This window comes from Candidatus Rokuibacteriota bacterium, assembly GCA_016209385.1.
In the GTDB taxonomy this organism is placed as follows: domain Bacteria; phylum Methylomirabilota; class Methylomirabilia; order Rokubacteriales; family CSP1-6; genus JACQWB01.
The window spans coordinates 1-21,093 of the sequence record JACQWB010000017.1; the positions used below are offsets into that span (position 1 = coordinate 1).

At 67.9% G+C, this 21,093-nt stretch carries 27 protein-coding genes; 1 reads left to right on the top strand and 26 read right to left on the bottom strand.

What is annotated here, in order from left to right; all coding sequences use genetic code 11:
* The 21 genes from HY726_01040 to HY726_01140 form a co-directional block, all read right to left on the bottom strand.
* A partial coding sequence (locus HY726_01040) for a molybdopterin-dependent oxidoreductase (GenBank protein MBI4607577.1) occupies positions 1–882 on the bottom strand: 882 nt, incomplete at its 3' end.
* Between the two features lie 253 nt (positions 883–1,135).
* Complete coding sequence (locus HY726_01045; protein MBI4607578.1) at positions 1,136–1,444, bottom strand: Rieske 2Fe-2S domain-containing protein; 309 nt, start codon at positions 1,442–1,444, stop codon at positions 1,136–1,138.
* A gap of 11 nt (positions 1,445–1,455) precedes the next feature.
* Positions 1,456–2,541 carry an LLM class flavin-dependent oxidoreductase gene (locus HY726_01050; GenBank protein ID MBI4607579.1) on the bottom strand — a complete coding sequence of 362 codons (1,086 nt, stop codon included), beginning with the start codon at positions 2,539–2,541 and terminating at the stop codon, positions 1,456–1,458.
* Between the two features lie 20 nt (positions 2,542–2,561).
* Positions 2,562–4,223, bottom strand: coding sequence for a c-type cytochrome (locus HY726_01055; protein MBI4607580.1), 1,662 nt, complete (start codon positions 4,221–4,223; stop codon positions 2,562–2,564).
* Between the two features lie 198 nt (positions 4,224–4,421).
* Complete coding sequence (locus HY726_01060; GenBank protein MBI4607581.1) at positions 4,422–5,378, bottom strand: enoyl-CoA hydratase/isomerase family protein; 957 nt, start codon at positions 5,376–5,378, stop codon at positions 4,422–4,424.
* A gap of 16 nt (positions 5,379–5,394) precedes the next feature.
* The gene (locus HY726_01065) at positions 5,395–5,586 is read right to left on the bottom strand and encodes a hypothetical protein (protein ID MBI4607582.1); all 192 of its coding nucleotides are present in this window, start codon (positions 5,584–5,586) and stop codon (positions 5,395–5,397) included.
* A complete protein-coding gene (locus HY726_01070) occupies positions 5,583–5,834 on the bottom strand; it encodes a helix-turn-helix domain-containing protein (protein MBI4607583.1) in 252 nt (83 codons plus the stop codon). The genes HY726_01065 and HY726_01070 overlap by 4 nt, the downstream gene beginning before the upstream one ends.
* Positions 5,835–5,961: 127 nt before the next feature.
* Positions 5,962–6,855, bottom strand: a complete 894-nt coding sequence (locus HY726_01075; GenBank protein ID MBI4607584.1) for a hypothetical protein — start codon at positions 6,853–6,855, stop codon at positions 5,962–5,964.
* Between the two features lie 143 nt (positions 6,856–6,998).
* Positions 6,999–7,157: a DUF2892 domain-containing protein gene (locus HY726_01080; protein MBI4607585.1), complete on the bottom strand. Its 159-nt coding sequence runs from the start codon at positions 7,155–7,157 to the stop codon at positions 6,999–7,001.
* Between the two features lie 18 nt (positions 7,158–7,175).
* A complete protein-coding gene (locus HY726_01085; protein ID MBI4607586.1) occupies positions 7,176–8,387 on the bottom strand; it encodes a hypothetical protein in 1,212 nt (403 codons plus the stop codon).
* Between the two features lie 117 nt (positions 8,388–8,504).
* The gene (locus tag HY726_01090; protein ID MBI4607587.1) at positions 8,505–9,611 is read right to left on the bottom strand and encodes a carbon-nitrogen hydrolase family protein; all 1,107 of its coding nucleotides are present in this window, start codon (positions 9,609–9,611) and stop codon (positions 8,505–8,507) included.
* 106 nt (positions 9,612–9,717) lie between these two features.
* Positions 9,718–9,969 carry an amidohydrolase family protein gene (locus HY726_01095; protein ID MBI4607588.1) on the bottom strand — a complete coding sequence of 84 codons (252 nt, stop codon included), beginning with the start codon at positions 9,967–9,969 and terminating at the stop codon, positions 9,718–9,720.
* Positions 9,960–11,075: a carbon-nitrogen hydrolase family protein gene (locus HY726_01100; GenBank protein MBI4607589.1), complete on the bottom strand. Its 1,116-nt coding sequence runs from the start codon at positions 11,073–11,075 to the stop codon at positions 9,960–9,962. Before HY726_01100 ends, HY726_01095 begins: the two co-directional genes overlap by 10 nt.
* Before the next feature lie 182 nt (positions 11,076–11,257).
* Positions 11,258–11,674, bottom strand: a complete 417-nt coding sequence (locus HY726_01105) for a hypothetical protein (protein MBI4607590.1) — start codon at positions 11,672–11,674, stop codon at positions 11,258–11,260.
* 33 nt (positions 11,675–11,707) lie between these two features.
* Positions 11,708–11,908: a hypothetical protein gene (locus HY726_01110; GenBank protein MBI4607591.1), complete on the bottom strand. Its 201-nt coding sequence runs from the start codon at positions 11,906–11,908 to the stop codon at positions 11,708–11,710.
* A 19-nt stretch (positions 11,909–11,927) separates the two neighbouring features.
* On the bottom strand, positions 11,928–12,701 hold the full coding sequence (locus HY726_01115; GenBank protein MBI4607592.1) for a PCP reductase family protein: 774 nt from the start codon (positions 12,699–12,701) through the stop codon (positions 11,928–11,930).
* Positions 12,702–12,707: 6 nt separating this feature from the next.
* A complete protein-coding gene (locus HY726_01120; protein ID MBI4607593.1) occupies positions 12,708–12,935 on the bottom strand; it encodes a hypothetical protein in 228 nt (75 codons plus the stop codon).
* Entirely contained in the window at positions 12,913–13,050 is a 138-nt protein-coding gene (locus HY726_01125) for a hypothetical protein (protein MBI4607594.1), read from the bottom strand. Before HY726_01125 ends, HY726_01120 begins: the two co-directional genes overlap by 23 nt.
* 6 nt (positions 13,051–13,056) lie before the next feature.
* Positions 13,057–14,181 (bottom strand): polysulfide reductase NrfD, encoded by a 1,125-nt coding sequence (gene nrfD / locus HY726_01130; protein ID MBI4607595.1) that lies wholly within the window; start codon positions 14,179–14,181, stop codon positions 13,057–13,059.
* Complete coding sequence (locus HY726_01135) at positions 14,174–14,791, bottom strand: TetR/AcrR family transcriptional regulator (GenBank protein MBI4607596.1); 618 nt, start codon at positions 14,789–14,791, stop codon at positions 14,174–14,176. The genes nrfD and HY726_01135 overlap by 8 nt, the downstream gene beginning before the upstream one ends.
* 131 nt (positions 14,792–14,922) lie before the next feature.
* Positions 14,923–15,264, bottom strand: a complete 342-nt coding sequence (locus HY726_01140) for a hypothetical protein (GenBank protein ID MBI4607597.1) — start codon at positions 15,262–15,264, stop codon at positions 14,923–14,925.
* Positions 15,265–15,554: 290 nt separating this feature from the next.
* On the opposite strand from HY726_01140, the gene HY726_01145 reads away from it, so the two are divergent.
* A complete protein-coding gene (locus tag HY726_01145) occupies positions 15,555–15,893 on the top strand; it encodes a hypothetical protein (GenBank protein ID MBI4607598.1) in 339 nt (112 codons plus the stop codon).
* A gap of 85 nt (positions 15,894–15,978) precedes the next feature.
* Here the strand turns inward: HY726_01145 and HY726_01150 are convergent, their stop codons facing one another.
* The 5 genes from HY726_01150 to HY726_01170 all read right to left on the bottom strand — a co-directional run bounded on the left by HY726_01150 (position 15,979) and on the right by HY726_01170 (position 20,927).
* The gene (locus tag HY726_01150; protein ID MBI4607599.1) at positions 15,979–16,158 is read right to left on the bottom strand and encodes a hypothetical protein; all 180 of its coding nucleotides are present in this window, start codon (positions 16,156–16,158) and stop codon (positions 15,979–15,981) included.
* A 475-nt stretch (positions 16,159–16,633) separates the two neighbouring features.
* Complete coding sequence (locus HY726_01155) at positions 16,634–19,027, bottom strand: xanthine dehydrogenase family protein (GenBank protein MBI4607600.1); 2,394 nt, start codon at positions 19,025–19,027, stop codon at positions 16,634–16,636.
* 12 nt (positions 19,028–19,039) lie between these two features.
* Complete coding sequence (locus HY726_01160) at positions 19,040–19,528, bottom strand: (2Fe-2S)-binding protein (GenBank protein MBI4607601.1); 489 nt, start codon at positions 19,526–19,528, stop codon at positions 19,040–19,042.
* 2 nt (positions 19,529–19,530) lie between these two features.
* Entirely contained in the window at positions 19,531–20,403 is an 873-nt protein-coding gene (locus HY726_01165) for a xanthine dehydrogenase family protein subunit M (protein MBI4607602.1), read from the bottom strand.
* Between the two features lie 77 nt (positions 20,404–20,480).
* Entirely contained in the window at positions 20,481–20,927 is a 447-nt protein-coding gene (locus tag HY726_01170) for a tripartite tricarboxylate transporter TctB family protein (protein ID MBI4607603.1), read from the bottom strand.
* Positions 20,928–21,093 lie beyond the last annotated feature (166 nt).

Consider the following 21,093-nt stretch of genomic DNA (forward strand, 5'->3'; position numbering starts at 1 on the left):
GCGCAGGTCGTTGTTATCCGTGTCGGAGGTCTGCAGCCCATGGTCGCAGGGATGACCCGGGGCCTGTTCGCCGTGCCAGGTGTAGTTGGACCAGTTGCGCCCCGCCCTGGCTTCGTTCGGACTGACCCGCCGGATCCACGCGTCGAGCAGCGCCAGAGAGTTGTTGAGCCGGTACATGCCGTACTTGCCGATGACCCCCAGGAGGCCCATGCCCCCGCGCATCTTGATGCAGCGCGTCCCGGCCCCGCCGGTGGCCTCCACCATCTCGGGCTGGTAGCCCTGGGCCAGGAGGCGTTCCTTGCCCTTCTCGCCGCTGTAGCGCTCGGCGATCACCACAAGGGCCTTGGCCATGTCGTGGAAGGCGTCCTCCCAGGAGATCTGGATGAACTCGTCCTGTCCCCGGTTGTCGAACAGGTACTTGGACCGGAGCTCCGGCGTCAGCTCGGGAAACCCCGCATCGGCCCACGCCTTCCAGCCTTTGCGAACGATGGGATGTTTGAGCCGATAGGGACCGTAGAGGACGCGATGGAACGTGTACCCCTTGGCGCACTGGCGGGGGTTCCAGTTGGCCGTGGCGCGGTTGCCGTAGAGGTCGGCGTAGGTCTGGTAGTCATAGGTGTTCCCGAGCCGCGTCACGATGCCGTTGCGCACGTACGCGCGCACCCGGCACGCGTGGGTGTCGTTGGGCGAGCAGACCCAGTCGAACGTGCTGTCGTACCTGTACTGGTCGCGGTAGATCCGCTCCCAGTCCCGGGCCACCGAGCCCGCCAGCGGGTTCTGATCCGGGTCGGCCGCCGCCAGGAGCCTCAGCGGGAGCCCCAGCTCGGCCACCGCCGTCCCGGTCCCAGCGCCGATCCACCTGAGAAAATCCCGTCGATCCATCCCGCTCATCCCGGGAACTCCTCCTGATTCCTCGGAGGGGGGCGCACCCACGCCGACCCCCCCGCGCTGGCGCACGGGTGTGGCGCGGGTACCCGCCCCTTCCGATGCCTCCCCCCGTCGTTCGAGCGTGGCGGGGTCGGCCATGCCGTGAGGCAGGCCCCCCGCCGCGCGAGGCTCGAGTTGGTTCCGCGGGCTAAGCCCGCGCTCGAACGAGATACTTCAGCATCCTGCTGGACGCCATATCGCGTCCCCTTCAGATGGCCGCAAGGATGTCGGCCCCTTTGACCTTCGCCGCGTATTTGCCGGCGGGAGCCGTCGCCGCAAACGCCAAACAGATCCCCCGCGCGAGGTCGACCGGCATCCCGTGCCAGGGACAGGAGGGGCGCGCCCCGCAGATCACGCGCTTCTCCGAAGGCGCGTGATGCTGAACGCACGGCGCCTCGACGGCGCAGATCCCGCCGCAGACGTTGAACAGCACCGCGCGCTTCCCTCCCGCCTCCACCACGATCCCCTGCCCTTCCGGAACGTCAGCCACGCGTGCCACCTTCCTGAACCTCGCCATGGTGCCGGCTCTCACAGCGCCACCGGCAGCGGTGGCGGCGCCAGGTGCCTGAGGTGGGGAAAGACTTTTGTGCTCATGAGGTCCATGGAGTGAAGCACCTTCCGGTGGTCCAGCCCGCCGAGCCGGGTCCAGCAGAGGAGATCGGTGAACCCGTACACTTCCTGCGCCTTCGCCAGCTCCTCGACGACGAAATCTGGATCGCCGCAGATCACGGCCTTCCGCTTCAGGAGCTCATCCCATCCGGCGGTGGCGGCGAGGTCGCGGGTCTTGGCGTACATCTCGTAAGTCTTGACCGGCGCCTCGCCCTTCGGGGGTGCCACATACTTCGCGATGGTCCGGTAGTACCAGATCACCGGATCGGCGAACTCCCCGCGGGCCTGCTCCATCGAATCAGCTACGTAGACCATCATCAGCGAGGCTCGCCGACGATCGACGGGATCGTGGCCCGCGGCAACCAGTCCCCGGCGATAGGAGACCTGCAACTCTTTTGCTTTGTCGGGGGGGAGCCCGAAGACGGTGCCGAAGAGGAGGTTGAACCCGTAGCGCCCGGCCAGCTCGAAGGTTTCCGGGCTCAGGCAGGCCATCCAGATCGGCGGATGCGGACGCTGAAGCGGTTTCGGTCTCACCGGCACCGCGTCGAAGCGGTAGTGCGTACCGTGAAACGTGACCGTCTCCTGGGTCCATGCCTTGCGGATGATCTGAATGGCCTCGTCGAACATCCCGCGGGTCCGGGTCAGATCGACGCCGTAGCGCGCAAACTCGCTCGGCTGATAGCCGCGCCCCACCCCCAGATCGACGCGGCCATGGGACATCAAGTCGAGCATCGCGTAGTCTTCTGCCACACGCAGGGGATGGTTGAGGGGGAGGACCACGACGCCGGTGCCGAGCCTGAGCCGCCTGGTCTCCATGGCCAGGGCGGCCAGCGTCAGCGCCGGAGAGGCACAGTACCCGTACTCGCTGAAGTGATGCTCCGCGGGCCAGACCGAGTCGAAGCCGTAATCCTCGGCGGCCTGCATCAACGTCAACTGCTCGTGGACGATCTCGTGTTCGGATTTCCCGATCGGGTTCTCGAAGAGATGCAGCATCCCGAATTTCATCGCGCGCCCCCCGGGTGTCGTTACGGTTCGAGCACCAGGTCTTGCCAGATCGTGACCGACTTCTTGCCGTCCCGGTCGCCGGCGCTCCCGTTCCAGACGGCGAAGGCGACGGGAATCGTGGTGCCGGGCCTGAACGAGATCGCGCGCTGTCCGCTCCCGCCCAGCGAGCGGCGCGTCACGACGCGGTAGGACCCGGTCCGGTACACCCCCCGCGCGCTGACGGCCTGGTCATCCCACGGCCGCGCCCTCAGCGTCCCGAAGCCCTGAGCGGCGAGGTCCTCGGCCGCGCTGCCGCGGAGCGGATCCGACACGATGTTGCCCGCCCCCCAACCGGTCACGAAGGCCGGGTCCGACTGAAGGGTGAGGGCGTGGCGGGTCGGCTGCTCCATCGGCGAGACGAGCAGGTTCGGGTAGGAGTCGATCCCGATGTTCGGGTAGACCTTCTCGAGGTCCTGGAACGCGGGCTCCAGGTCCGCCTGGCGCTCGGACTTCCACATCCAGATGTTGACGAACTGCCCCTTGCTCCCCATGGCGAAGAACGGCGGATCCGGGGTCAGCGCGAACTGCGCCGCCACGGCATCACGGAAGTCCTGGGGCCGCATCGCCGTGTGGTCATGGGTCGCGTCGGCCCAGACGAGGAGGAGGGCAAGTTCGCTCCCGTCGTGAACCGCGCGTACCGTAACCTCCTCAGGACGGTCGGTCCGCCACCAGAGCGGCATCAGGTGGAGGTTGACGGGCGTCGCGAGCCGCCAGGCACCCGAGTCGGGATGGTCGGGTACCCGCTCGACACGGCGAGCGACGATCCGGAACTTTCGCATCTCGGCGCGGGCGCGCTGCTCGTCGCTCGACCACGACCTGACGAGGTGCACCAGTCGCCAGGCGTCGTCCCCATAGGCCCAGTCGCTCATCGGCATGGGCGTTCCGGGCATCCCGGCGACGATGCGACGGTAGAGCGTGGCGGGATCGGGGTTGCCTTTGAAGACCCCGAGCGTCAGATCGCGCGGCCGGGTCGGGTACCCCTTTTCGTCCTTCTGCTTCTCGGTGCCGTCTCCTTTGCCGGTCTTGCCGTGGCAGGAGGCGCAGGCATCGGCGTAGAGCTCGAGGGCGCGCGCCCGCGCCTCGGGAGTGAACGGCGGCTCGGGTGGCACGCGGACGACGCCCCGGCCCATGCCGCCCTCGCCCTTCGGGTCAGCGGGAGGCGGGATCGTCCACGGACCCGGGGCGAACGACTTCACGTAATGGACCAGGCCCCAGCGCTCCTCCTCGGAGAGGTGCCCCCACGAGGGCATCGCCGAGCCGGGCATCCCGCGGGAGATCGTCCGGAACAAATCCTCGTCGGTGGGGATCCGCTCCCAGGTCGAGACCAGCGCGAATTTGCCGGTGGTGAAGTCTCTGGGCTTCGGGTAGAGGAGGTACGCCGCCTCACCCTCGCCCCGGCCGTCGAGCCCGTGGCAGGCCGCGCACTGCTTCTCGTAGACGCGTTTGCCGAGGGCCAGGAGCTCCGGCGAGGCCGGCCGGATGGTCGTCGGAGTCAGCGACACCGGTAGCACGCCGCTCGCGGCGGCGGGCGCGCCACGCGGCGACTCCGACGGCGCGGCAGCAATGCCGGTGTATCCGACCGCTACGGCCAAGAGAAGGCACGCGCTGCCGGCCGCCCTCAACATGAATGCTCGTGTCACCACGGTGTGCCTCCGTCAGGAAGACGGCTCCACCGATCGCCGCGTCACTACTCTGAACCGGGCTCGCGCCGGCGCACCAGGAGCGATTGACTCAATCTGCTAGTGCGATTGCATCAGCCTGCCTGCGTCTCACTCCGACACCAACGGCTCCCCTCAGGGTGCATAGCTCGACCCGGCGCCCCGTTCCGGAGTCCTGCACCGTTAGCCCGACACCAGCGGCTCACCGCAGCGGCCACAGAAGGCGAACTCCTCGGGCAGGTATTTCGCGCCGCAGGTTTGACACGCCCGCGTGTACGGGCCCCAGCGGAACTCGCTCGACTTCCCTTCCGCCGCGCGGCGGCGGAGGGCGAGGTAGTCCCACGGCCGCTTCTCGACGAAAGCGGCCATCCCCTCCTGGGGCTCGAGCGAGGCGTAGTGGACGGTGAGCCAGTCGCGCGCGTGCGGGATGGTCAGGGACCAGACCAGGTCCTTCCAGAAGTTGGCCTGCGCCTTCGTGTAGCGCAGAGACTCGGGGTACTTGTGGATCAGCTTCTGGCAGAGCTCGTCCACCGCCCGGTCCAGCTCGCCCAACGGGACCACGCGGTTGACGAGCCCCCACCGGAGCGCCTCTTCGGCGGTGATCTCGTCGCAGGTCATCAGCATCTCGCGGGCGCGGCGGTCGCCGACGAGAAGGGGCAGCCACTGGGTCGCGCCGGCGGCGGCCACGCTCCCGACCCGCGCCCCGACCTGGCGGATGCGGACATGGTCCGCCGCCACCGCCAGGTCGCAGGCCAGGTTGAGCTCGTTGCCCCCGCCAACGACGACGCCGTTCAGGCGCGCGACGACCGGCTTGCCCGAGTTCCGGATCGCGTCGAGCGCGGCCTGGAACACGCCCATGTACTTCCAGTAGTCACGCGGGCGGCGGGTGTAGCGGGTCGCGTACTCCTCGACGTCGCCTCCCGCGCAGAATGCGCGCTCGCCGCTGCCCGTGACCACGATGACCGCCACCGCGTCGTCCCAGGACGCGTCCGTCACCGCCTCGGTCAGCTCGACCAGGAGGTTGGTCGATAACGCGTTCAACACATGGGGGCGGTTCAGCGTGATCCGCGCGACCCAGTCCTTCTTCTCGTAGAGCAGGTCCTTGAACACGAAGTCCTCGGCGGCTCTGGGCTCCAGCATCGGCCCTCTCCTCCCTTCACACCGCGTCCCAGGCGAGGTACCGGTTCTCCCCCAGGTACACCCGCCGCACGTCGTCGTACGAGGGCTGCTCCTCCAGCGCGCCAGCCATCACGCCTCCCGCCTCGAGAACGTAGCCGCGGCTGGCGATTCTGAAAGCGGCCTTGGCGTTCTGCTCGACGAGGAGGAGCGTAATCCTGTTCCGTGTCATGACCGCACCCTCCGTTTGTTACGCTCGGGCCAGCGAGGTTCGGCGGTCTTCTCCACGATGGCGAGGATCTCGTCTGTGCGGTATCGGCGGTGCCCGCCGACGGTAGACACGTGCGGGAGCCTCCCCTCCCGGGCCCAGCGGGCCACGGTGGCCGGGGAGACTTCGAAGAGCCGAGCCACCTCGCCGCGGGAGAGGTAGCGGCGCTTCGCGCCCCCGCCCGAACGCCCCGATCGCTTTACATGTTTCATCGCTTTCGAGCAGGTTGATCGGTGTGGCCGTGGATGTAAATGGAGCGATCGCCTCATTTTTCTGGTGAATCGCACCCAGGAAACGGCGGGGCCGCGGCCGGCTGGGCAGCCGCCGGCTCAGCCCGTCTCACGCCGCGACTTCCAGCTGTCTGGCGGCGGTCCCGTAATACTTGAAGACCAAGAGCAGCTCGCTCCACTGGTGAAGGAGCGAGGAGTAGAGGAAGACGGTGGTGACGATGTGGAAACCCTCGGGGTTGTCGGGCCAGGCCTGCCAGAGGCCGTAGCTCCAGATCCCGACGAAGAAGATCCCCGCGACGTAGCGAACCGCCCGGGCGACGGGACTGTTGTATTTCTGCGCCAGCTCGGCGCGCGCCTGGATCCGTCCCCTGATGGTAGTAATCCAGGTGATGGCGTGCGCGTAGGCAATAAACGAGGAGATCGCCAGGAACCAGGGGTTCGGCTCCCCCAAGAGCTGGGCGTAGCGGGAGAAGCCGGTGACGGCATGGTGGAGCTCTCCCTTGTACGCGTAATCCAGGAACCCCCCGGCGATCCCGAGGGCGAAGAGGACGAGAGCCGGGAGGTGGAGGAGCAGAAGCGCCGTGCGCCTGGGGCGGCCCCCGTTCTGGGACTCCTCACTGAGGACGTACTGGGGGATGATCCCGTCGTGGACGATTCCGTTGTAGAGGGCGGCCAAGAGGAAGAACTCAAACTGGATGGGGCTGTAGGTGATCCCGAGGAAGGCCAGATAGGGTACGAGGAGCGGGGCGAGGTCCCGTGGAGCCCAGCGGTTAGGCCTAACCTCGGCACCCCGGTTGAGCCCGAGGACCCAGAACTCGTACTCCTGAAAGTGGTGGTACCAGCCGACGACGAAGTAAAAACCGGCTGCGAGCTTGAGCACGGTCGTCCAGTCGAGGACTGTGACCAGGGCCAGGAAGGCCCCCACCGCGCCGATCCAGCGGAGCCGCCAGGTGAGGAGCTGATCCCCGACGGCATTGGCGGCATGGCTTCTACTTCCTCTCATGGGCTCTATTCTCACGGACCCTGCCCTCATGGATTCGATTCCCCTTTCTTCTTAATTTCCCCGCTCATATGTTCACCGCCCCGAACCGAAGGGGCCGGCGACCTCCCGCCGCTGAGGACCCTCAGCGCCAGCGCCTTTCACGGTCAGTAGCGGACGGCTGACGTCAGGACGAGAGCGAGGCCGGCCAACCCGCTCACCCAGCCAGTCCAGCCGCCCAGACCAACTCCGAGGAGGATCAGGAGGCCGCCCCCGACGAGGCGCGCCCGCCGTTCCAGGACCCCGATGTTCTTCGCCCTCATCATCCCGGCTCCCTGTTGACCCTATTCGAGGTAGAGAATCAGTTGCAGGCCCATCAGCATGACCAGGACAGCCGGCACCGGCCTCCACCACCGCTGCCGCATGATCCCCCACGCACCGAGGAGATACGTCACGCCGGCAAGGATCGCCGTGATCCCCTCGGTGGTGTGCGGCTGATTATTCCGGCCGAGATAGTTGAAGTTGCTGATGGGATGCAGATGGAACAGCAGGATCGTCCCCCCCGTGATCGCCAGCCAGGGAAAGATCAGCCCCCACGCCCAATGGGAGAGCGTCCCGCGCACCCGCAGCCCCTCCACCACACCCATCGCCAGGATGATCAGGCCGGAGAGCTTGTGCTCGACGGCCTCCCGATCTGCCAGCGTTTCGGCCAGAGTCCAGACGCCGTACGGCCAATAGTCGGGATCGCTCCGGTAAAGGATAAACGCCGCCAGGCCCAGGGCCAGGCTGGCCCAGAGAAGGTTGAGCCTCGAACGCCGGCCCTCACCCCACACGGCGGGGACGATCATGGCCACCCCCATCAGGAGCACCAGCCACCCCGAGAAGTGATGGTTGAAGTTCGAGAAGGCGGTATGCTCTTTCCACTCCGCCCAGCTCCCCGCCTGGTCCGGCGGGATCGTCCGGTCATCGAAGGGCGCCAGGAGTGGGTTCAGACGGGCGAAGAGCCCGTAGGGGTTCGGATACCAGAGCCAGAGACGGATCCCCCACTGGTCCGGATGCCAGGTAGCGAAGGGGCTCTTCGTCTCAGGATGATTCCGGGGGCACCCTTCGGCGGAGCGCACCGGGAACTCCTGCCAGTCCGCATACCGACACATCGCCAGCTGCCGTTGCCAGGCGATGCCAGGAAACGGGCTCTCGGCGGGCCGCTCCCCAGGAACCGCGTACTCGAGGCCGACCAGCTGCCATCGTCCCTCCGCCCGGACGTAGAGGAGGGTCGAGGGGTGGGTGTAATCGAACTGAGCAATCCCGGCGTTGGAGAAGTGGTAACCCACCAGAGGCATGTTCCCCGAGACCTGCACGTACCCGTCTGCCCTGGCCTGCTCCACGTCCTGATAGCGCTGGGTCGCCGTCCGGATCTCGGCGATCAGCCTCGAGAGGCGGAAATCCTTCTCCGGCACCGTGGCGAACCATTTCCCTTCCGTGTACCACTGATAACCCGCAGCCAGAACCATCGTCAGCAGCACGACACCGGCGAGCGCCACGAGTTGCCTCCTCACGGACCTGCCTCCTTTCCTCCGGCCGACATTCGTACTTCTACCCTTTCCGCCCGCTCAGCGCGAGGAACGTTCATCCTAATTTCCTGGGCCGATTGCGCTAGCCAGCGGTCCGGAGGCTTACGCGTTCTTGGAGGGCAGCGAGGCCAGCAAGGATTCCACGAGGGCGTGGAGTTCCTCCGGGGAGGCTGAGTCAACCCGGCGCCTCAGCTCGTTGAGGAGCCGCCAGGCCTCTGCCCCAGTAACCTCGAGGCCCGTGGGTGTCGCCGTGACCTCGCGGATCGCCGCCAGGGAGGCGCGGTTCAGCGTGAGGGAGAGGACGTCGAAGCGGTTGTAGTTGCCGGCGACATCGTGGTGGATCTTCGGCCTGATGACCGCTTCCAGGTCGATCTCGCCGTAGACGATTTCCTCGGCGTCGTCGGGCGCCGGGCCCGCGATCACCGTACCGTCCGGCCCCACGATCCCCGTAAAGGTCGCGCTCCCCGCGCCGAGGAGCCGGCGCTTCTCCGGAGTGTCACCGAGGATCTCGCGCATCCCCGGGCTGATCAGGCTCCCAGCCACCACCACGAAGCACTTCCCCTCGAACGCGTGCGCCGCCGAGCGGATCTCGATGGCGCGCCTGAGGTCGAACGCGTCTCCTGCCGGGCGGGCCGGATAGTTCGCCACGTGGACCTGCTCGCCCTGGGCGATGAGGGCGAAGCGGGCCAGCGGGTTCGTGTTCTCGCCGCAGCAAAGGGTGCCGAGGCGGCCGACCGCGGTGTCGTACACGCGGAGGGTCGAGCCGTCGCCGAAGCTCCAGATCATCTTCTCCGCGTACGTGGGCATGAGCTTCCGATGCCAGCCTAGGAGCGACCCCTCGGGGGCGAAGATTAAATTGGTGTTGAACAGCTCCCCGATGCTGCGCCGGCTCCTCTCGTTCACGCCGATCACCACAAACGCCGACGCCTCCCGAGCGGCCTGGCCGAGCTTCGCGGTCACCGGTCCCGGAACGTCGACGGCCTCCCTCACCAACTCGACGAAGTAGTGCTCGTTCGCCTGGGGGCGGTCGAGGTAGATCCAGTGGGGGAACCCGGGGACGAAGACCTCCGGGAAAGCCACCAGCCTCGCTCCGGAGCGAGCGGCCTCGCGGATCAAGGCGCAGGCCTTGTCCACGGTCGCGTCACAGTTGAGATAGACCGGCGCGGCCTGCACCGCGGCGGCGGTGAACGCTGGCCAGCGGTGCGTCATCCTGGGTAGCCCCTCCAAAGCTCCCTCGACGGGAATCCGCCCTTCGCCCTCACGCGCGGGCCCGGTGGAGCGGGCGCTCCGCGTACCCTTCCTGCAGACGATCGGGTCACGACGCTAGCCTGAAGATGCGCCGGGCGTTGCCGGAGCGAATCATCTCCTTTACCGGCTCGCCAACCGGTAGCGCGTCGATCCTCGCCGCGCACCCAGGCATGTCCCCGATGTTGTGCGGGTAGTCGCTGCCGTAGAGTAGCTGCCGGGCCCCAGCGAGCTTGTACGCCAGGAGGAGGGCCTGCGCGTCGTAGCACACCGTGTCGTAATAGGTGGAAAGAATGTGGGTGTGCACATCGATCAGCGGCATGGTTCCCTCCCGCGGGACTCCCCTCCCCTGGCGAGAAGGGCCTCGATCAGCTCCTCAAGCTTTCGACGCTCCACCCCGTACCGATCCGCGAGCTCGGCCAGTCGCCGGCCGGGATCCGGCGGCGCGCCGGGTGCGGCGGCGGGCTTCGGCCCCGTCGGTGTCCAGGCCTCCTCCCGGATGTTGAGGCTCAGGAGGTCGAAGCGCGCGTAGTGCCCCAGGCAGTCGAAGTAGGCCTTTGCCAGATGCCGATCCTCGAGGTCGATCTCCGCCCAGACGATCCGCTCCTCCTGGAAGACCGGCTCCCGGACGAAGAGCCCCGCGGGGTTCACGATGCAGCTTCCGCCGACGGCGAGGTTGTACTTCATCTCGTTCGCCAGGTCGGCGGGGATTTCTTCGTGAGGCAGGTACCAACTCGAGCTCACGACGAAGACCTGGTTCTCGATCGCATACTCGCGGATGGCGGGCTCGATGTCGCAGGCCCGGGCGCCGGCCTCGCCCCGCTTGGCGCCGAGGTGCCGCTCGACCGTCCACCACCCGGGCCAGACGGCGCAGTGGATCTCCTCTCCCCTGATCGCCATGGCCGCGCGCAGCAGCGTCATGTGGTGCTCGTAACAGATGAGCCCGCCCACCTTGCCGATGTCCGTTTCGAAGACGCCGATGTCGCTCGCATCTCCCATCCCCCAGTAGACGCGCTCCGAGTGGGTCGGCATCAGCTTGCGGTGCCGGCCGAGGAGCCGGCCGTCGCGCCCGACGAAGAGCAACGTGTTGTAAAGGGTCAGGCTGCCCGGTCGGTCGTCCAGCTCATTGCAGCCGATGACGCAGTTGACCCGGGCCCGGCAGGCGGCGGCCGCCAGCTCCTCCGTCTCCTCCCCGGGGATCCGGATGGCGCTCCGCTGCATCCGGACGAGGAGCTCCGTGGAGCGGCGGACAGAGACGGAGCCCCGCCAGTACGGGTAGGCTGCGAAATAGGTCTCGGGAAACACGACGAGGTCCAAGCCGAGGCGCCCCGCCTCCTGAATGACCTGGATCGTCTTCTTGAGCGTGCCAGCCGTGTCGAAGAACTTCGGGGCGACCTGGGCCGCCCCCACGCGAAGCGTCGGCGCCATCGTTTCACCCCCTGCCAGCTAGCCCGTTTCGATGCCAGGAGCCCAGCAGCTATAAGATCAACCGGTCAAGCACCCACGCCGAGTCCAGCCCGTGCTGCTCCGCCCGCTCGGCGAACCCCAGCACGTCGGCCGGCGTGACACCGGCCACCTGAGCGGGTAACGCTAGCCCGATCTTCATCGCGTCACCTCCCTGGAGCATTTGCCTCTCCGGCGAGACGGACCCGGCGCTCCACAGCTCCGGTGTCCTCCGCCGAGGGCGTTCGATCTCCTTCTCGCTGCTCGGCTGCGGCAGACTGGTCCAGGAGTTCGGAGAAGAACTGCTCTCTCAGGCGGGCGTAGGCCGCGGGGTTCCTGATCTCGCCGGTGCAGCCCAGGATCAGGAGCGTGCAGCGGACCTTCCCGCTCCCCGCGTCTTCGCCGGTGATGCGCCCCATGGCGTAGTCGTACCAGCGGAGCAACACGCGCGGGGCTTTGAGCCCCCACACGTACGGCCACTGTCCGACCGGGCGCTGGCGGTAGGCGTCCAGGGCTCTCGCCCGCAAAACGGCCGCCCGCCAGACCTCTCGCGTCACGAGGAACTCCCGCTCCGCCTCCCCCATCGTGCGCCCTGCGGTGTCGGGGGGTCCGTGCCCTCAACCCGGCGACACACGGGTGCGGGTCACCGCCCTCGTCCAGAACTCGTCCAGCTCATCCGGCGCCACGCCCAGGCAGCGGGCCAGTTCCTTGAACGTGACCTCGTCCCGCCGCCGGGCCAGTTCGAGGAGGGTCACGATCTGGTCCTCCGTGAGCGATGCGAGGCTCTCCTCCCGCCGCCGACCCACACGACAGCTCATCGCACCCTTCCCCTCTCCGTCAGCCGACAGCGGGCTTCCGGACTGCTTCGTCGTAGAGCGCCACGTCCACCACCTGGCATTCCCGCTCCCTGGCCCGGGCCTCGACTCGCCGGATGACCATTCGTCGGATCGCGGGGATCGGGATCCGGCGGAGGCGTCCCTCTGCTTCAGCGGTCCAGAGCATCGTCACGTCCTGGAGCGGCTCGTCGGCACGGGCTCCCGTCCGCTCGGGGCTCGCCCCGACCCCGGCGCGGGCGGCACCCAGCGTCAGGTCCACCACCTCGGGAGTGACGACCTTCTCGCCCCACCGCCGGGCCTCCGCCTCGATCGCCTGCCGGGCCAGCTCGCGCACGAAGCCCGGCGCTCGCTGAAGCCGCGCCAGCGCCTCCTCGGTCCAGGGGAGGCCCCGGTCCGGCATCATGTCGAGGTAGCGCTGGAACTTGTCGAGGATCATCTCGTTCTTCTGCGTGCGTCCGGCCAGGAACGCCTTGATCGCCTCGATGACCTCGACCTTGCGGGGAAGCTTCCGCATCTTGGCCTTGGCGACCTCGAAGGCGTCCATCGAGAGTTCCTCGAAGCCGAAGCCCTTGATGCACCTGGCGACGCGCAGCATGGCTTCGTTGCGGATCTCGGTCAGGAACGCGGAGTCGATGACCGTTCGTCCCCGTTCCCGAGCCCGCTTCTGCATGAGCTTCAAGATGCCGCGGCGGACGAAGGCCGGGGCGTTCTCGACCCGCCGCCGCGCCTCCTCGGTCCACGGGATCGGGGGATCGGCCGGGATGACGGGTTCCATATCGGCTCAGGAGCTCTGACCGGCAACGGGAAGCGGTAACGCTTCCGTCAGGAGCTCCCGTCGAAAGATCACGGAGTAGTTGCGGTACCGCGCTGGCATGTGCGCCCCAACGGACGCCAGGATGACCACGGCGAAGAGAAGGGGCACCCGGACTTCCCAGAACAGGGGGACAGAGAGCAGCAGGACAAGCTTCCCCAGCACGACGAGGCCTTTACCGAGAAACAGCCAGTGCACCGTCTTGTAGTTCGAGGAGGGCCCGGATCGTCGCGCCCTCGTCGAGAGAGAGCACCATCTGCCGGGGAAGCCCAGGCACCGCGACGCCGATCAGGTTGACAGTGACCGTTCTCATCTCCCCTCACCTGGGTCCTCCCCCCGCAAGCGGGGAGAGGGAAGGGTGAGGGCCTCGGCTCGGCGTGGCGAACAGGAGACCAGCGGCGTTGAGCGGGCTCTTCACGCCTCCCGCGATCACCACGTGACGGAGAAAGAGACCGCCCAGGAGCCCGAGGCTGCTCGACACCATCGCCCACGCTGCCTCCCCCGGGATCGGGTAGGTCACCTCCAGGAGCTGGAGGATGAACGGGACCACGATCCCCGCCAGCACCACGCCTCCCCAGAAGCGGCGGGCGAGGGCGCCCACTGTGAGGAGCGCTCTGGAGGCCCGCGTCGCCACAGTGGCGTGGGCGAGCGAAAGGTAGAGAACGACCACCGTGGCCTCCAGCGCGAGCAAGAAAAGGTCCGCCATCCTGAGTGCCTCCAGGATCCCGTCCGCCGGGTTCCCGTTCAGTGCGGCGGAAACCGTCAGGAGCAGGTCGACCGCCATGAGCCCTGTCGAGAGCGAGGAGACGAGGAAGAGCAGCGGAAGGATCGGCGTGCTCCAGAAGGGGATCGGCCTGATCGCGCCCAGGAGAAGGCCGGTGTAGATCATCGTGGCGTAGTAGGCCGCGGTCCCGCAGTGAGAGCCGAACACCAGGAGGTAGTTCGTGTGCTCCAGGTCCGGGTTGGTGGTCAGCGCGCCATGAAGGGTCGCGGCCAGGAGGTGCTCGGCGTTGCCGCACTGGTGGCCGTTGGAGACAAAGACATTGGAGGAGCCGAAGGCCGGCATGAAGATGCCCATGCCGAAGACCAGCGGTGAGAGGGAGGGGACGCAGCCGGCCAGGACCAGCTTCCGCGGATCCTCCGCGCGGATCTTCCTGAGCTTCTCGGTGATGGTCGCGAGGGCCTCCTCCCAGGTGATCTCCACCCACCCGGGATCGACGTGGATTCCCTTCAGAGGATTGGTCCGCTTGAGGGGGACCTTCAGCCGATGCGGATCGTAGAGGAGCATGATCCCCGCCAGGCCCTTGGGGCAGAGCCGGCCCATCCCGAGCGGGCTCTCGGGGTTCCCCTCGATCTTTACCACCACCCCGTTCTTCTTGTGGACCCTGATCCCGCACTGGTTGTAGCAGAGGCTGCACGCGCTGGGGATCCAGGCATCATCCATCAAGCGCCTCCGTCGAGGGGAGCTTCTGCAGCCCTCGGACGAGGTACGTGGAAAACACCTCGGCGATTTCCTGCGCCGAACACCTTCCCGTCGGGGTATACCACTTCGGGATCCAGTTCATGGCGCCCAGGATCGCGAAGCCGACCAGCTTGGGATCACACGGGACAAACACCCCTGCGGCGATACCCTCCTCGATGAGCGTCCGCAGCATCCGCTCATACCCGTCCCTCCGCTCGATGACCCGCCGATGACGGCGAGGAGACAGCGCCCCCTCCTCCAGAAGCACCACCGTCCCGGTGAGCTGATCGGTCATCCCCTCGATGTAATAGGCGAGCGCGATTCTCAGCTGCTCATCCGCGGTCGAGGCCTTGGCGATGGCCCGGCGAATCCCCTCGATGGCGATATCCAGGGAAGCCTGGTGGCACTGGTAGAGCAGCTCCTCCTTGCTCTTCACGTAGTAGTAGAGCGCCGCTTTGGTGACTCCGAGAGCGCGGGCGATGTCGTCGAGCGTCGTCCCGTGGTATCCGCGACGGTTGAACACCCGCGCGCTTTCCTGGAGGATCTTCTCGCGCGTGAGACTGAGCCGCGACCCTGGACTCCGCCGCCGCATCCCGAAACCCGCCCACGCCAATTTACTAGCCGGTCAGTAGATCGGGCCATCCACCGAACGCCTCATTTTTCTGAAGCAGAACCACTAGAGCGCCCGGAGTTCAAGGGGGACGAGATGGTCCACCTGGTGGCCTACCTCCACAGCTGGGGGTCGTGGTATTGGGAACGCTCGCCGCAGTACCGGCACACGCTGGTTTCTGGCGACCACTTCCGAGCCCGCTGGCGGCGGAGGGCGGTCGCGCGGGGTTCGCCCACTTCGTCGATGAGCCGGAGTATCTGCTGGTAGACACTGTCCACCTCCGCCCGGTCGGCAGCCGGGCCTTGGGCGATCACCTCGAAGCCGCGCAAGATGGCCTGCCTGTAGGCTGCTTCGGTGGCGGCCCGGTCCAGGGCAGTGGCGGTACCCGGTCCGGGCTCGTCCCGGCCTGACAGCCGGGTGACGAGGGTCAGGATCCGGGACGCGAGATTATCCACCGGCCCCGAAGCGTTAACACGTTTACACGCCAGTCTTTATGCGGGTTGTAAACGCTTCGACATCGGTTAACCGTTAACGCTTCACGATGCGTTTACACGCCGCTCCTGGAGCGGGTTGTCAACGCGTTAACGCATTGAAGGCCGGAAAAAGGGGGCGACTGAAGGTGGAGATGGTCCAGCCTTTTGTGTTCGTAACCTTGTCCAGCAGCGCTTCTATCGTACCCTCGCGAATTAGCACAGCCAGCCTCGCGCGCGCAGGCTAAGCTGAGTCTTCGTGTTATACTGGCGGCATGGATCTTGTTGTCTGGACGTACATCTTCGGGGGCTCGACGATCTTTGGGCTCATCGTGGCCGTCTTCTCTGTGTGGAACGGACGCATGACCAGACGGGAACTCGGGCAGGTCATCGAGGCCGGTGACCGGCGGACCCAGGAGCTGATCGCGGCGGGCGACCGGCGGACCCAGGAGCTGATCGTGCGGATAGCTGCTCACACTCAGGAGATGGATCGGCGCCACACGGAGTTGCTAGAGCGCATGGATAATCGGATGGAGCAGACGGGTCAATACATTCAGGAGATGGACCGGCGCCACACCGAGTTGCTTTCCGAGGTATTGCGACGCGTTCTCTGATGCCCTGGTGAGCGGACGAAAGCGGTGTGTATTTGTCAGCGGCGAAACTCGTCGATGAGACGGCCGGTGTCCTGGTGGACCCTCCTCACCTCAGCCTGGTCAGCGCCGGCCCCAAGGCCGTCAGCTCGAACCAGCGGGTGAGGACTTGGCGGTAGGCACGCTCCGGCGACGCTCGATCGCGCGGAGGCGCGGCCGCGCGAGCGACCAGCCAGCCACCCGCTAGCCGGCCGACCAGCTGCAGGATCCGGGGCGCCAGGTTATCCACAGAGGGCCCTCTTTTCTGTCCCCGCGACACCCCGAAGCGTGGACACGTGGACAAGGCAGTATTCGTGCGGGTTGTCCACGCTTCTGCATCCGTGGACTGTCCACGCTTCACGATGCGTGGACAAGCCAGTGTTGATGCGGGTTGTCCACGTGTCCACGGATCGCGCCCTGGGGAAGAGAAAAGAACATGCTGCCCGGCTCCTCGTCGGCCGGGGCGGGGGGCTGAAGCGGGCCCGGAGGTCGGCCAGCGTGTCCTTGAGGCCGGTGAGGCCGGTCCAGGTCGCAAGGAGGAGGGGATCGCGCTCGTTGCGGAAGATGACGTGGGTGCTTCAGGGGGAGGCCCGGCTTCTTGAGCGACTCCCCGCTCTGGGCCACGAGGTAATCATCCAGGCCCACCTTGCCGCCGCCCGGGCCCGCGCGAGCCAGTGCCCAGTCTCAGGAGCCCCCCGACCGAAGCCCCCGGGGCGAGGCCTGGCTCACCGCCGCCGCGCCGCCTCGACCCAGCTCACGATCCGCTCGGGCGTCATCGGGACCTCGTCGACCCGCACGCCGAGCGGGGCGAGCGCGTCCTCGACAGCACTCGCGACCGCGGCCGGCGCGATCATGCGCCCGCCCTCGCCGCCACCCTTGACGCCGTACTCGGTGAAGGGCGACGGGGTCTCCACGTGACCGATCTCGAACTTCGGCACCTCCATCGCCGTCGGCAGGAGGTAGTCCATGAAGCTCGCGCTGAGCGGCTGGCCGTGGGCGTCGTAGGCGCACTCCTCGTAGAGGGCCATGCCGATGCCCTGCGTGATGCCGCCAGCGATCTGGCCACGGAGGCTCTTCGGGTTCACGATGGTGCCCACGTCGTGCACGGCGACGTACCGGAGGAGACGGACCTGGCCGGTGTGCGGGTTGACCTCGACCACCGGGATGTGGGCGCCATGGGCCATCATCGGGTAGAACGCGCCGAGGTCCTTGCGGTCCGGGGAGGGCATGGTCAGGTAGGGATGGTCGTAGGTGTGCCGCGCCTCGAGACCGCTCTCCATCTCTGGCGGCAGGTCGAGCTTGAACCAGTAGGCCTTGAAGCCGATCTCGGCGTAGGAGAGCGCCTTGTCGGGCGCGCCGCGGATCATCGCCCGGCCCCCGGCGAACGCGATGTCCTCGGGGGCGGCCTCCAGGTGATGGGCGACGATCTGGGCCATCTTCCGCTTGAGCTTGCGGGCCGCCCCCGCGACCGCGCCGGTGAGCATGACGGTCATGCGGCTCCCGCCGGGGCCAGCGCTCGGGAGCCCGTGCTGCGAGGACTCGTAGGCGACCGTTACCTGCGAGGGGTCGATGCCGAACTCCTCGGCGACGGTCTGGGCGACGACGGTCTCCGGGCTGTTGCCCCAGAACGGCGAAAACATCGTCACGATGAACTCGCCCGTCGGCCCCAGCGCGAGGCCGACGCTCTCGGGCACGCTGGTGAGACCCGGCGTGTCGTACCAGAACCAGAACTCGGTGGGCCCGTAGACGCTCCGCTGGTGCGCGGTCGCGAGCCCGATGCCGATGTAGCTCCCCCGCCGGCGCGCTTCGGCCTGCATCCGGCGCAGCTCCTCCCAGCCCGCCATGGTGAGCGCGCGGCCGAGCACGGCCGGGTAGTTGCCGCTGTCGTACACGTTCCCCTGCGGCGTCTTGAACGGGAACGCGTCGGGCGGAATGAAGTTGCGTCGCCGGATCTCGACCGGGTCGATGCCGAGCTCCCGGGCCGCCGCGTCGACCAGACGCTCCAGGTTAAAGTTGCCGGCGTCGGAGCCGGCGCCCCGGAAGACGCCCTGCTGGCACTTGTTCGTGAGCGCGCACCGGACCGTGTACTCGAGGCTCCGGATCCGATACGCCCCGGTCGCCTGGGCGAGGGCGTTGCCGTGGGTGCCGTGGCCGAACTGGAAGTAGGCGCCGTAGTCGTCGACGACCCGGACGCGGAGGCTCTTGAAGATGCCGTCGCGGGTGATGGCGAGTTCGGAATCGTAGTAGCGATCGCAGGCAAGGTTCTCGCAGGCCACCAGGTTGTCGACCCGATCCTCCATGAACTTGACCGGTCGGCCGGTGAGCTTCGCGAGCATCCCGGCGATCGCGATCACCTTGCCCAGCACGTGCTTGGAGCCGAAGCTGCCGCCCACGTAGAGCGGGATGATGTTGAGCTTGCTGGCGGGCACCTTGAGGGTGTTGGCGAGCAGCCAGCCCACGTAGTTGATCATGTTCGTGTTTGACCAGACGTCCATCCGCTGGCTGAAGGGATCGTAGCGACAGACGGCGCCGGCCGTCTCGAGCGGCTGGGCGCTCGCCCGGTGGTAGCGGAGACGGCGGCGGATGACCCGATCCGCCGTGGCGAAGTCGCCCGCGACGTCGCCGAAGGAGAGCGTCTTCTCGAAGACGAGGTTGCTCGGGAGGTTCTCGTGGACCTTCGGCGCGCCCGGCTTCATCGCCTCGAACGGGTCGGTGATCGCCGGCAGCGGTTCGTAGTCGACTTCGATGAGCGCCACCGCGTCCTCGGCCGTGTAGCGGTCCACGGCGGCCACCGCCGCGACCGCCTCGCCGACGTACCGGGCCTTGTCGACCGCCAGCGCGTACTCGACCACGGGCTCCGCGCAGAACGCGGGGAGCGGGTTGGAGAGGTCGCGGGCGTCCTCGCCGGTGATCACCGCGAAGACGCCCGGCAGCGACCGCGCCCGGCTCACGTCGATCCGCGCGACGCGGGCGTGGGCGTGCGGGCTCCGCAGCACCGCGGCGTGGAGCATGCCCGGGAGCTTGACGTCGTCGACGTAGGTGGCGCGGCCGGCGAGGAGCTTCGGATCCTCAAGCCGCGGAACGTCCGTGCCAATCCAGGTGCGCTGCGCGGTCGCCATGGCTGGTCTCCTTCAACGGGCACCCGCCACCGCGTGCCGCGCGGCGGCGAGTTGCACGGCTTCGACGATGCTCTGGTAGCCGGTACAGCGGCAGAGGTTGGCCGAGATCGCCTCCCGGATCTCCTCCTCGCTCGGGGAGGGGTTCTGCTGCAGGAGCTCGTAGGCGACCATTAGCATCGCCGGGGTGCAGAAGCCGCACTGGAGCCCCTGGGCCTCGCGGAACGCCTCCTGGAGCGGGTGCAGCCGGGCGCCCTGCCCGAGTCCCTCCACGGTGAGGATCTCGGCGCCGTCGGCGCCGACAGCAAACATGAGGCAGGAGCGGGCGCTCTCGCCGTTGACGAGCACGGTACAGGTACCGCAGACGCCGTGCTCGCAACCCACGTGGGTCCCGGTCAGGGCCAGGTCCTCGCGCAGGACGTCCACGAGGAGCCGGCGGGGCTCGACGGCGAGCTCGTGCTGGACGCCGTTCACGGTGAGCTTGATCGGCACAGTGCGTGGCATGGTCAGACACCTCCTGCGCGCTGCGCGTCAGTCTCGAGCGCCTGGCGCGTGAAGTAGCGCGCGAGCTTGCGACGGAACTCGGCCGATCCGTGGATGTCGCTGGGCGGGTCGGTGGCGGCCACCGCGCGCTCGGCGGCGGCCTCAAGCGCGGCCCCCCGCGGCGCCTCGCCGATCAGCACGCGCTCGGCCTCGCTGGCGCGGATCGGTGTCGGGCCCACGCCGCAGAGCGCCAGCCGAGCCTGCTGGCAGCGGCCGGCGGCGTCGAGCGTGAGGAGAGCCGCCACGCCCACCAGGGCGAAGTCGCCGGCCCGCCGCGCCATCTCGACGAAGGCGGCCCCTGTCCGGGGCGGCAGCCCCGGCAGCCGGATCTCGGCCAGCAGCTCACCCGGACGCAGGGCGGTGCTGAGGACGCCGGTGAAGAAGTCGCGCGCCGCCAGCATGCGACGCGCGCCCTTCGCGACCACGACGAATTCCGCGTCCAGCGCGAGCATCACGGCGGGAAGTTCCGATGCGGGGTCGGCGTGGGCCAGGTTGCCGCCGACGGTCCCGCGATGGCGGATGGGCAGGTGACCGATGAGGCGACACGCCTCGGCCAGGATGGGAAGGCGGCGACGCACGGTCTCGGAGCGCTCGAGCGCGTGCTGGCGGGTCAGGGCGCCGACGGCGAGGCCGCCGTTCCGCTCGCGGACGTAGGCGAGGTCCGCGATCCGGTTGATGTCCACCAGCGCTTCGGGTTGGACGAGGCGGAAGTTGAGGAGCGGGATCAGGCTCTGTCCACCCGCCAGCAGCTTCGCCCGCTCGCCATGCTCGGCCAGCATGGCGAGCGCCTCGTCCTGGGTTCGCGGCACCAGGTAGTCGAACCGCGGAGGCTTCATGGCTGATCCTTCCTCCTACTTCCGGATGCCGATCTTGATGGCCAGCGGGAGATATTTCTTGTGCTCCCAGGCTCGCTTCAAAGTCCCAGCGGCCCGGCCGGCAACGGCATGCCCAGCCAGAGCTTGAAGACGACGTGGCTCGCGACGGCGGTGACGGCCGTCAGGACGACTGTCACCGGCCAGGAGAAAGCTCCCAGGAGCCGGATGAGCCCCAGGAGGAGCGCGGCCGTCGCAGGTAGGAAGCCGAGATACGGCAGGGCGAGCACGTACGCCACCAGGGCCCCGAACACGAGGCCGACCCGCCGCCAGCCCTCCGCGTCGGGCCACGAGGGGTCGCCCTCGCTCGGCCCGGATCGTCGCCGGGACATGAGGTGGCCGGCTGCCAAGAGGACGAAGACCATGCTCAGCACGGCCGGCACCAGCTTCGCCCCCTGCCAGTCGTCCCGGATGCGGAGGGCCTCGACCACGCATGCGGCGGCCAGGCCCAGCAGGATGACCCCGCAGATCGGCTCGGCGCGCTTCATGGCGAAGGCTACCTCCAGACCGCCGGTCCTCCGACCCCGCTAGGACAATCGGAGGGGGCCTCGACGGCCCCCTCCGAGGCCTCCCCCAGGAATCGGTTGCGCGGGCGAAGCCCGCGCTCGAAGGGCATTACTCCGACCCCGCTGGGGACCACGATCGCTCTCGGCC

What these genes read in the sequence shown, in the direction of transcription:
- HY726_01060 (MBI4607581.1), bottom strand. Translation starts at nt 5,378, where the DNA reads ATGCTGGAGCCCAGAGCCGCCGAGGACTTCGTGTTCAAGGACCTGCTC.
- HY726_01125 (MBI4607594.1), bottom strand. Translation starts at nt 13,050, where the DNA reads ATGAGAACGGTCACTGTCAACCTGATCGGCGTCGCGGTGCCTGGGCTT.
- nrfD (MBI4607595.1), bottom strand. Translation starts at nt 14,181, where the DNA reads ATGGATGATGCCTGGATCCCCAGCGCGTGCAGCCTCTGCTACAACCAG.
- HY726_01065 (MBI4607582.1), bottom strand. Translation starts at nt 5,586, where the DNA reads ATGACACGGAACAGGATTACGCTCCTCCTCGTCGAGCAGAACGCCAAG.
- HY726_01135 (MBI4607596.1), bottom strand. Translation starts at nt 14,791, where the DNA reads ATGCGGCGGCGGAGTCCAGGGTCGCGGCTCAGTCTCACGCGCGAGAAG.
- HY726_01170 (MBI4607603.1), bottom strand. Translation starts at nt 20,927, where the DNA reads ATGAAGCGCGCCGAGCCGATCTGCGGGGTCATCCTGCTGGGCCTGGCC.
- HY726_01155 (MBI4607600.1), bottom strand. Translation starts at nt 19,027, where the DNA reads ATGGCGACCGCGCAGCGCACCTGGATTGGCACGGACGTTCCGCGGCTT.
- HY726_01045 (MBI4607578.1), bottom strand. Translation starts at nt 1,444, where the DNA reads ATGGCGAGGTTCAGGAAGGTGGCACGCGTGGCTGACGTTCCGGAAGGG.
- HY726_01075 (MBI4607584.1), bottom strand. Translation starts at nt 6,855, where the DNA reads ATGAGAGGAAGTAGAAGCCATGCCGCCAATGCCGTCGGGGATCAGCTC.
- HY726_01050 (MBI4607579.1), bottom strand. Translation starts at nt 2,541, where the DNA reads ATGAAATTCGGGATGCTGCATCTCTTCGAGAACCCGATCGGGAAATCC.
- HY726_01070 (MBI4607583.1), bottom strand. Translation starts at nt 5,834, where the DNA reads ATGAAACATGTAAAGCGATCGGGGCGTTCGGGCGGGGGCGCGAAGCGC.
- HY726_01160 (MBI4607601.1), bottom strand. Translation starts at nt 19,528, where the DNA reads ATGCCACGCACTGTGCCGATCAAGCTCACCGTGAACGGCGTCCAGCAC.
- HY726_01090 (MBI4607587.1), bottom strand. Translation starts at nt 9,611, where the DNA reads ATGACGCACCGCTGGCCAGCGTTCACCGCCGCCGCGGTGCAGGCCGCG.
- HY726_01165 (MBI4607602.1), bottom strand. Translation starts at nt 20,403, where the DNA reads ATGAAGCCTCCGCGGTTCGACTACCTGGTGCCGCGAACCCAGGACGAG.
- HY726_01110 (MBI4607591.1), bottom strand. Translation starts at nt 11,908, where the DNA reads ATGAGCTGTCGTGTGGGTCGGCGGCGGGAGGAGAGCCTCGCATCGCTC.
- HY726_01080 (MBI4607585.1), bottom strand. Translation starts at nt 7,157, where the DNA reads ATGATGAGGGCGAAGAACATCGGGGTCCTGGAACGGCGGGCGCGCCTC.
- HY726_01145 (MBI4607598.1), top strand. Translation starts at nt 15,555, where the DNA reads ATGGATCTTGTTGTCTGGACGTACATCTTCGGGGGCTCGACGATCTTT.
- HY726_01100 (MBI4607589.1), bottom strand. Translation starts at nt 11,075, where the DNA reads ATGGCGCCGACGCTTCGCGTGGGGGCGGCCCAGGTCGCCCCGAAGTTC.
- HY726_01095 (MBI4607588.1), bottom strand. Translation starts at nt 9,969, where the DNA reads ATGCCGCTGATCGATGTGCACACCCACATTCTTTCCACCTATTACGAC.
- HY726_01105 (MBI4607590.1), bottom strand. Translation starts at nt 11,674, where the DNA reads ATGGGGGAGGCGGAGCGGGAGTTCCTCGTGACGCGAGAGGTCTGGCGG.
- HY726_01115 (MBI4607592.1), bottom strand. Translation starts at nt 12,701, where the DNA reads ATGGAACCCGTCATCCCGGCCGATCCCCCGATCCCGTGGACCGAGGAG.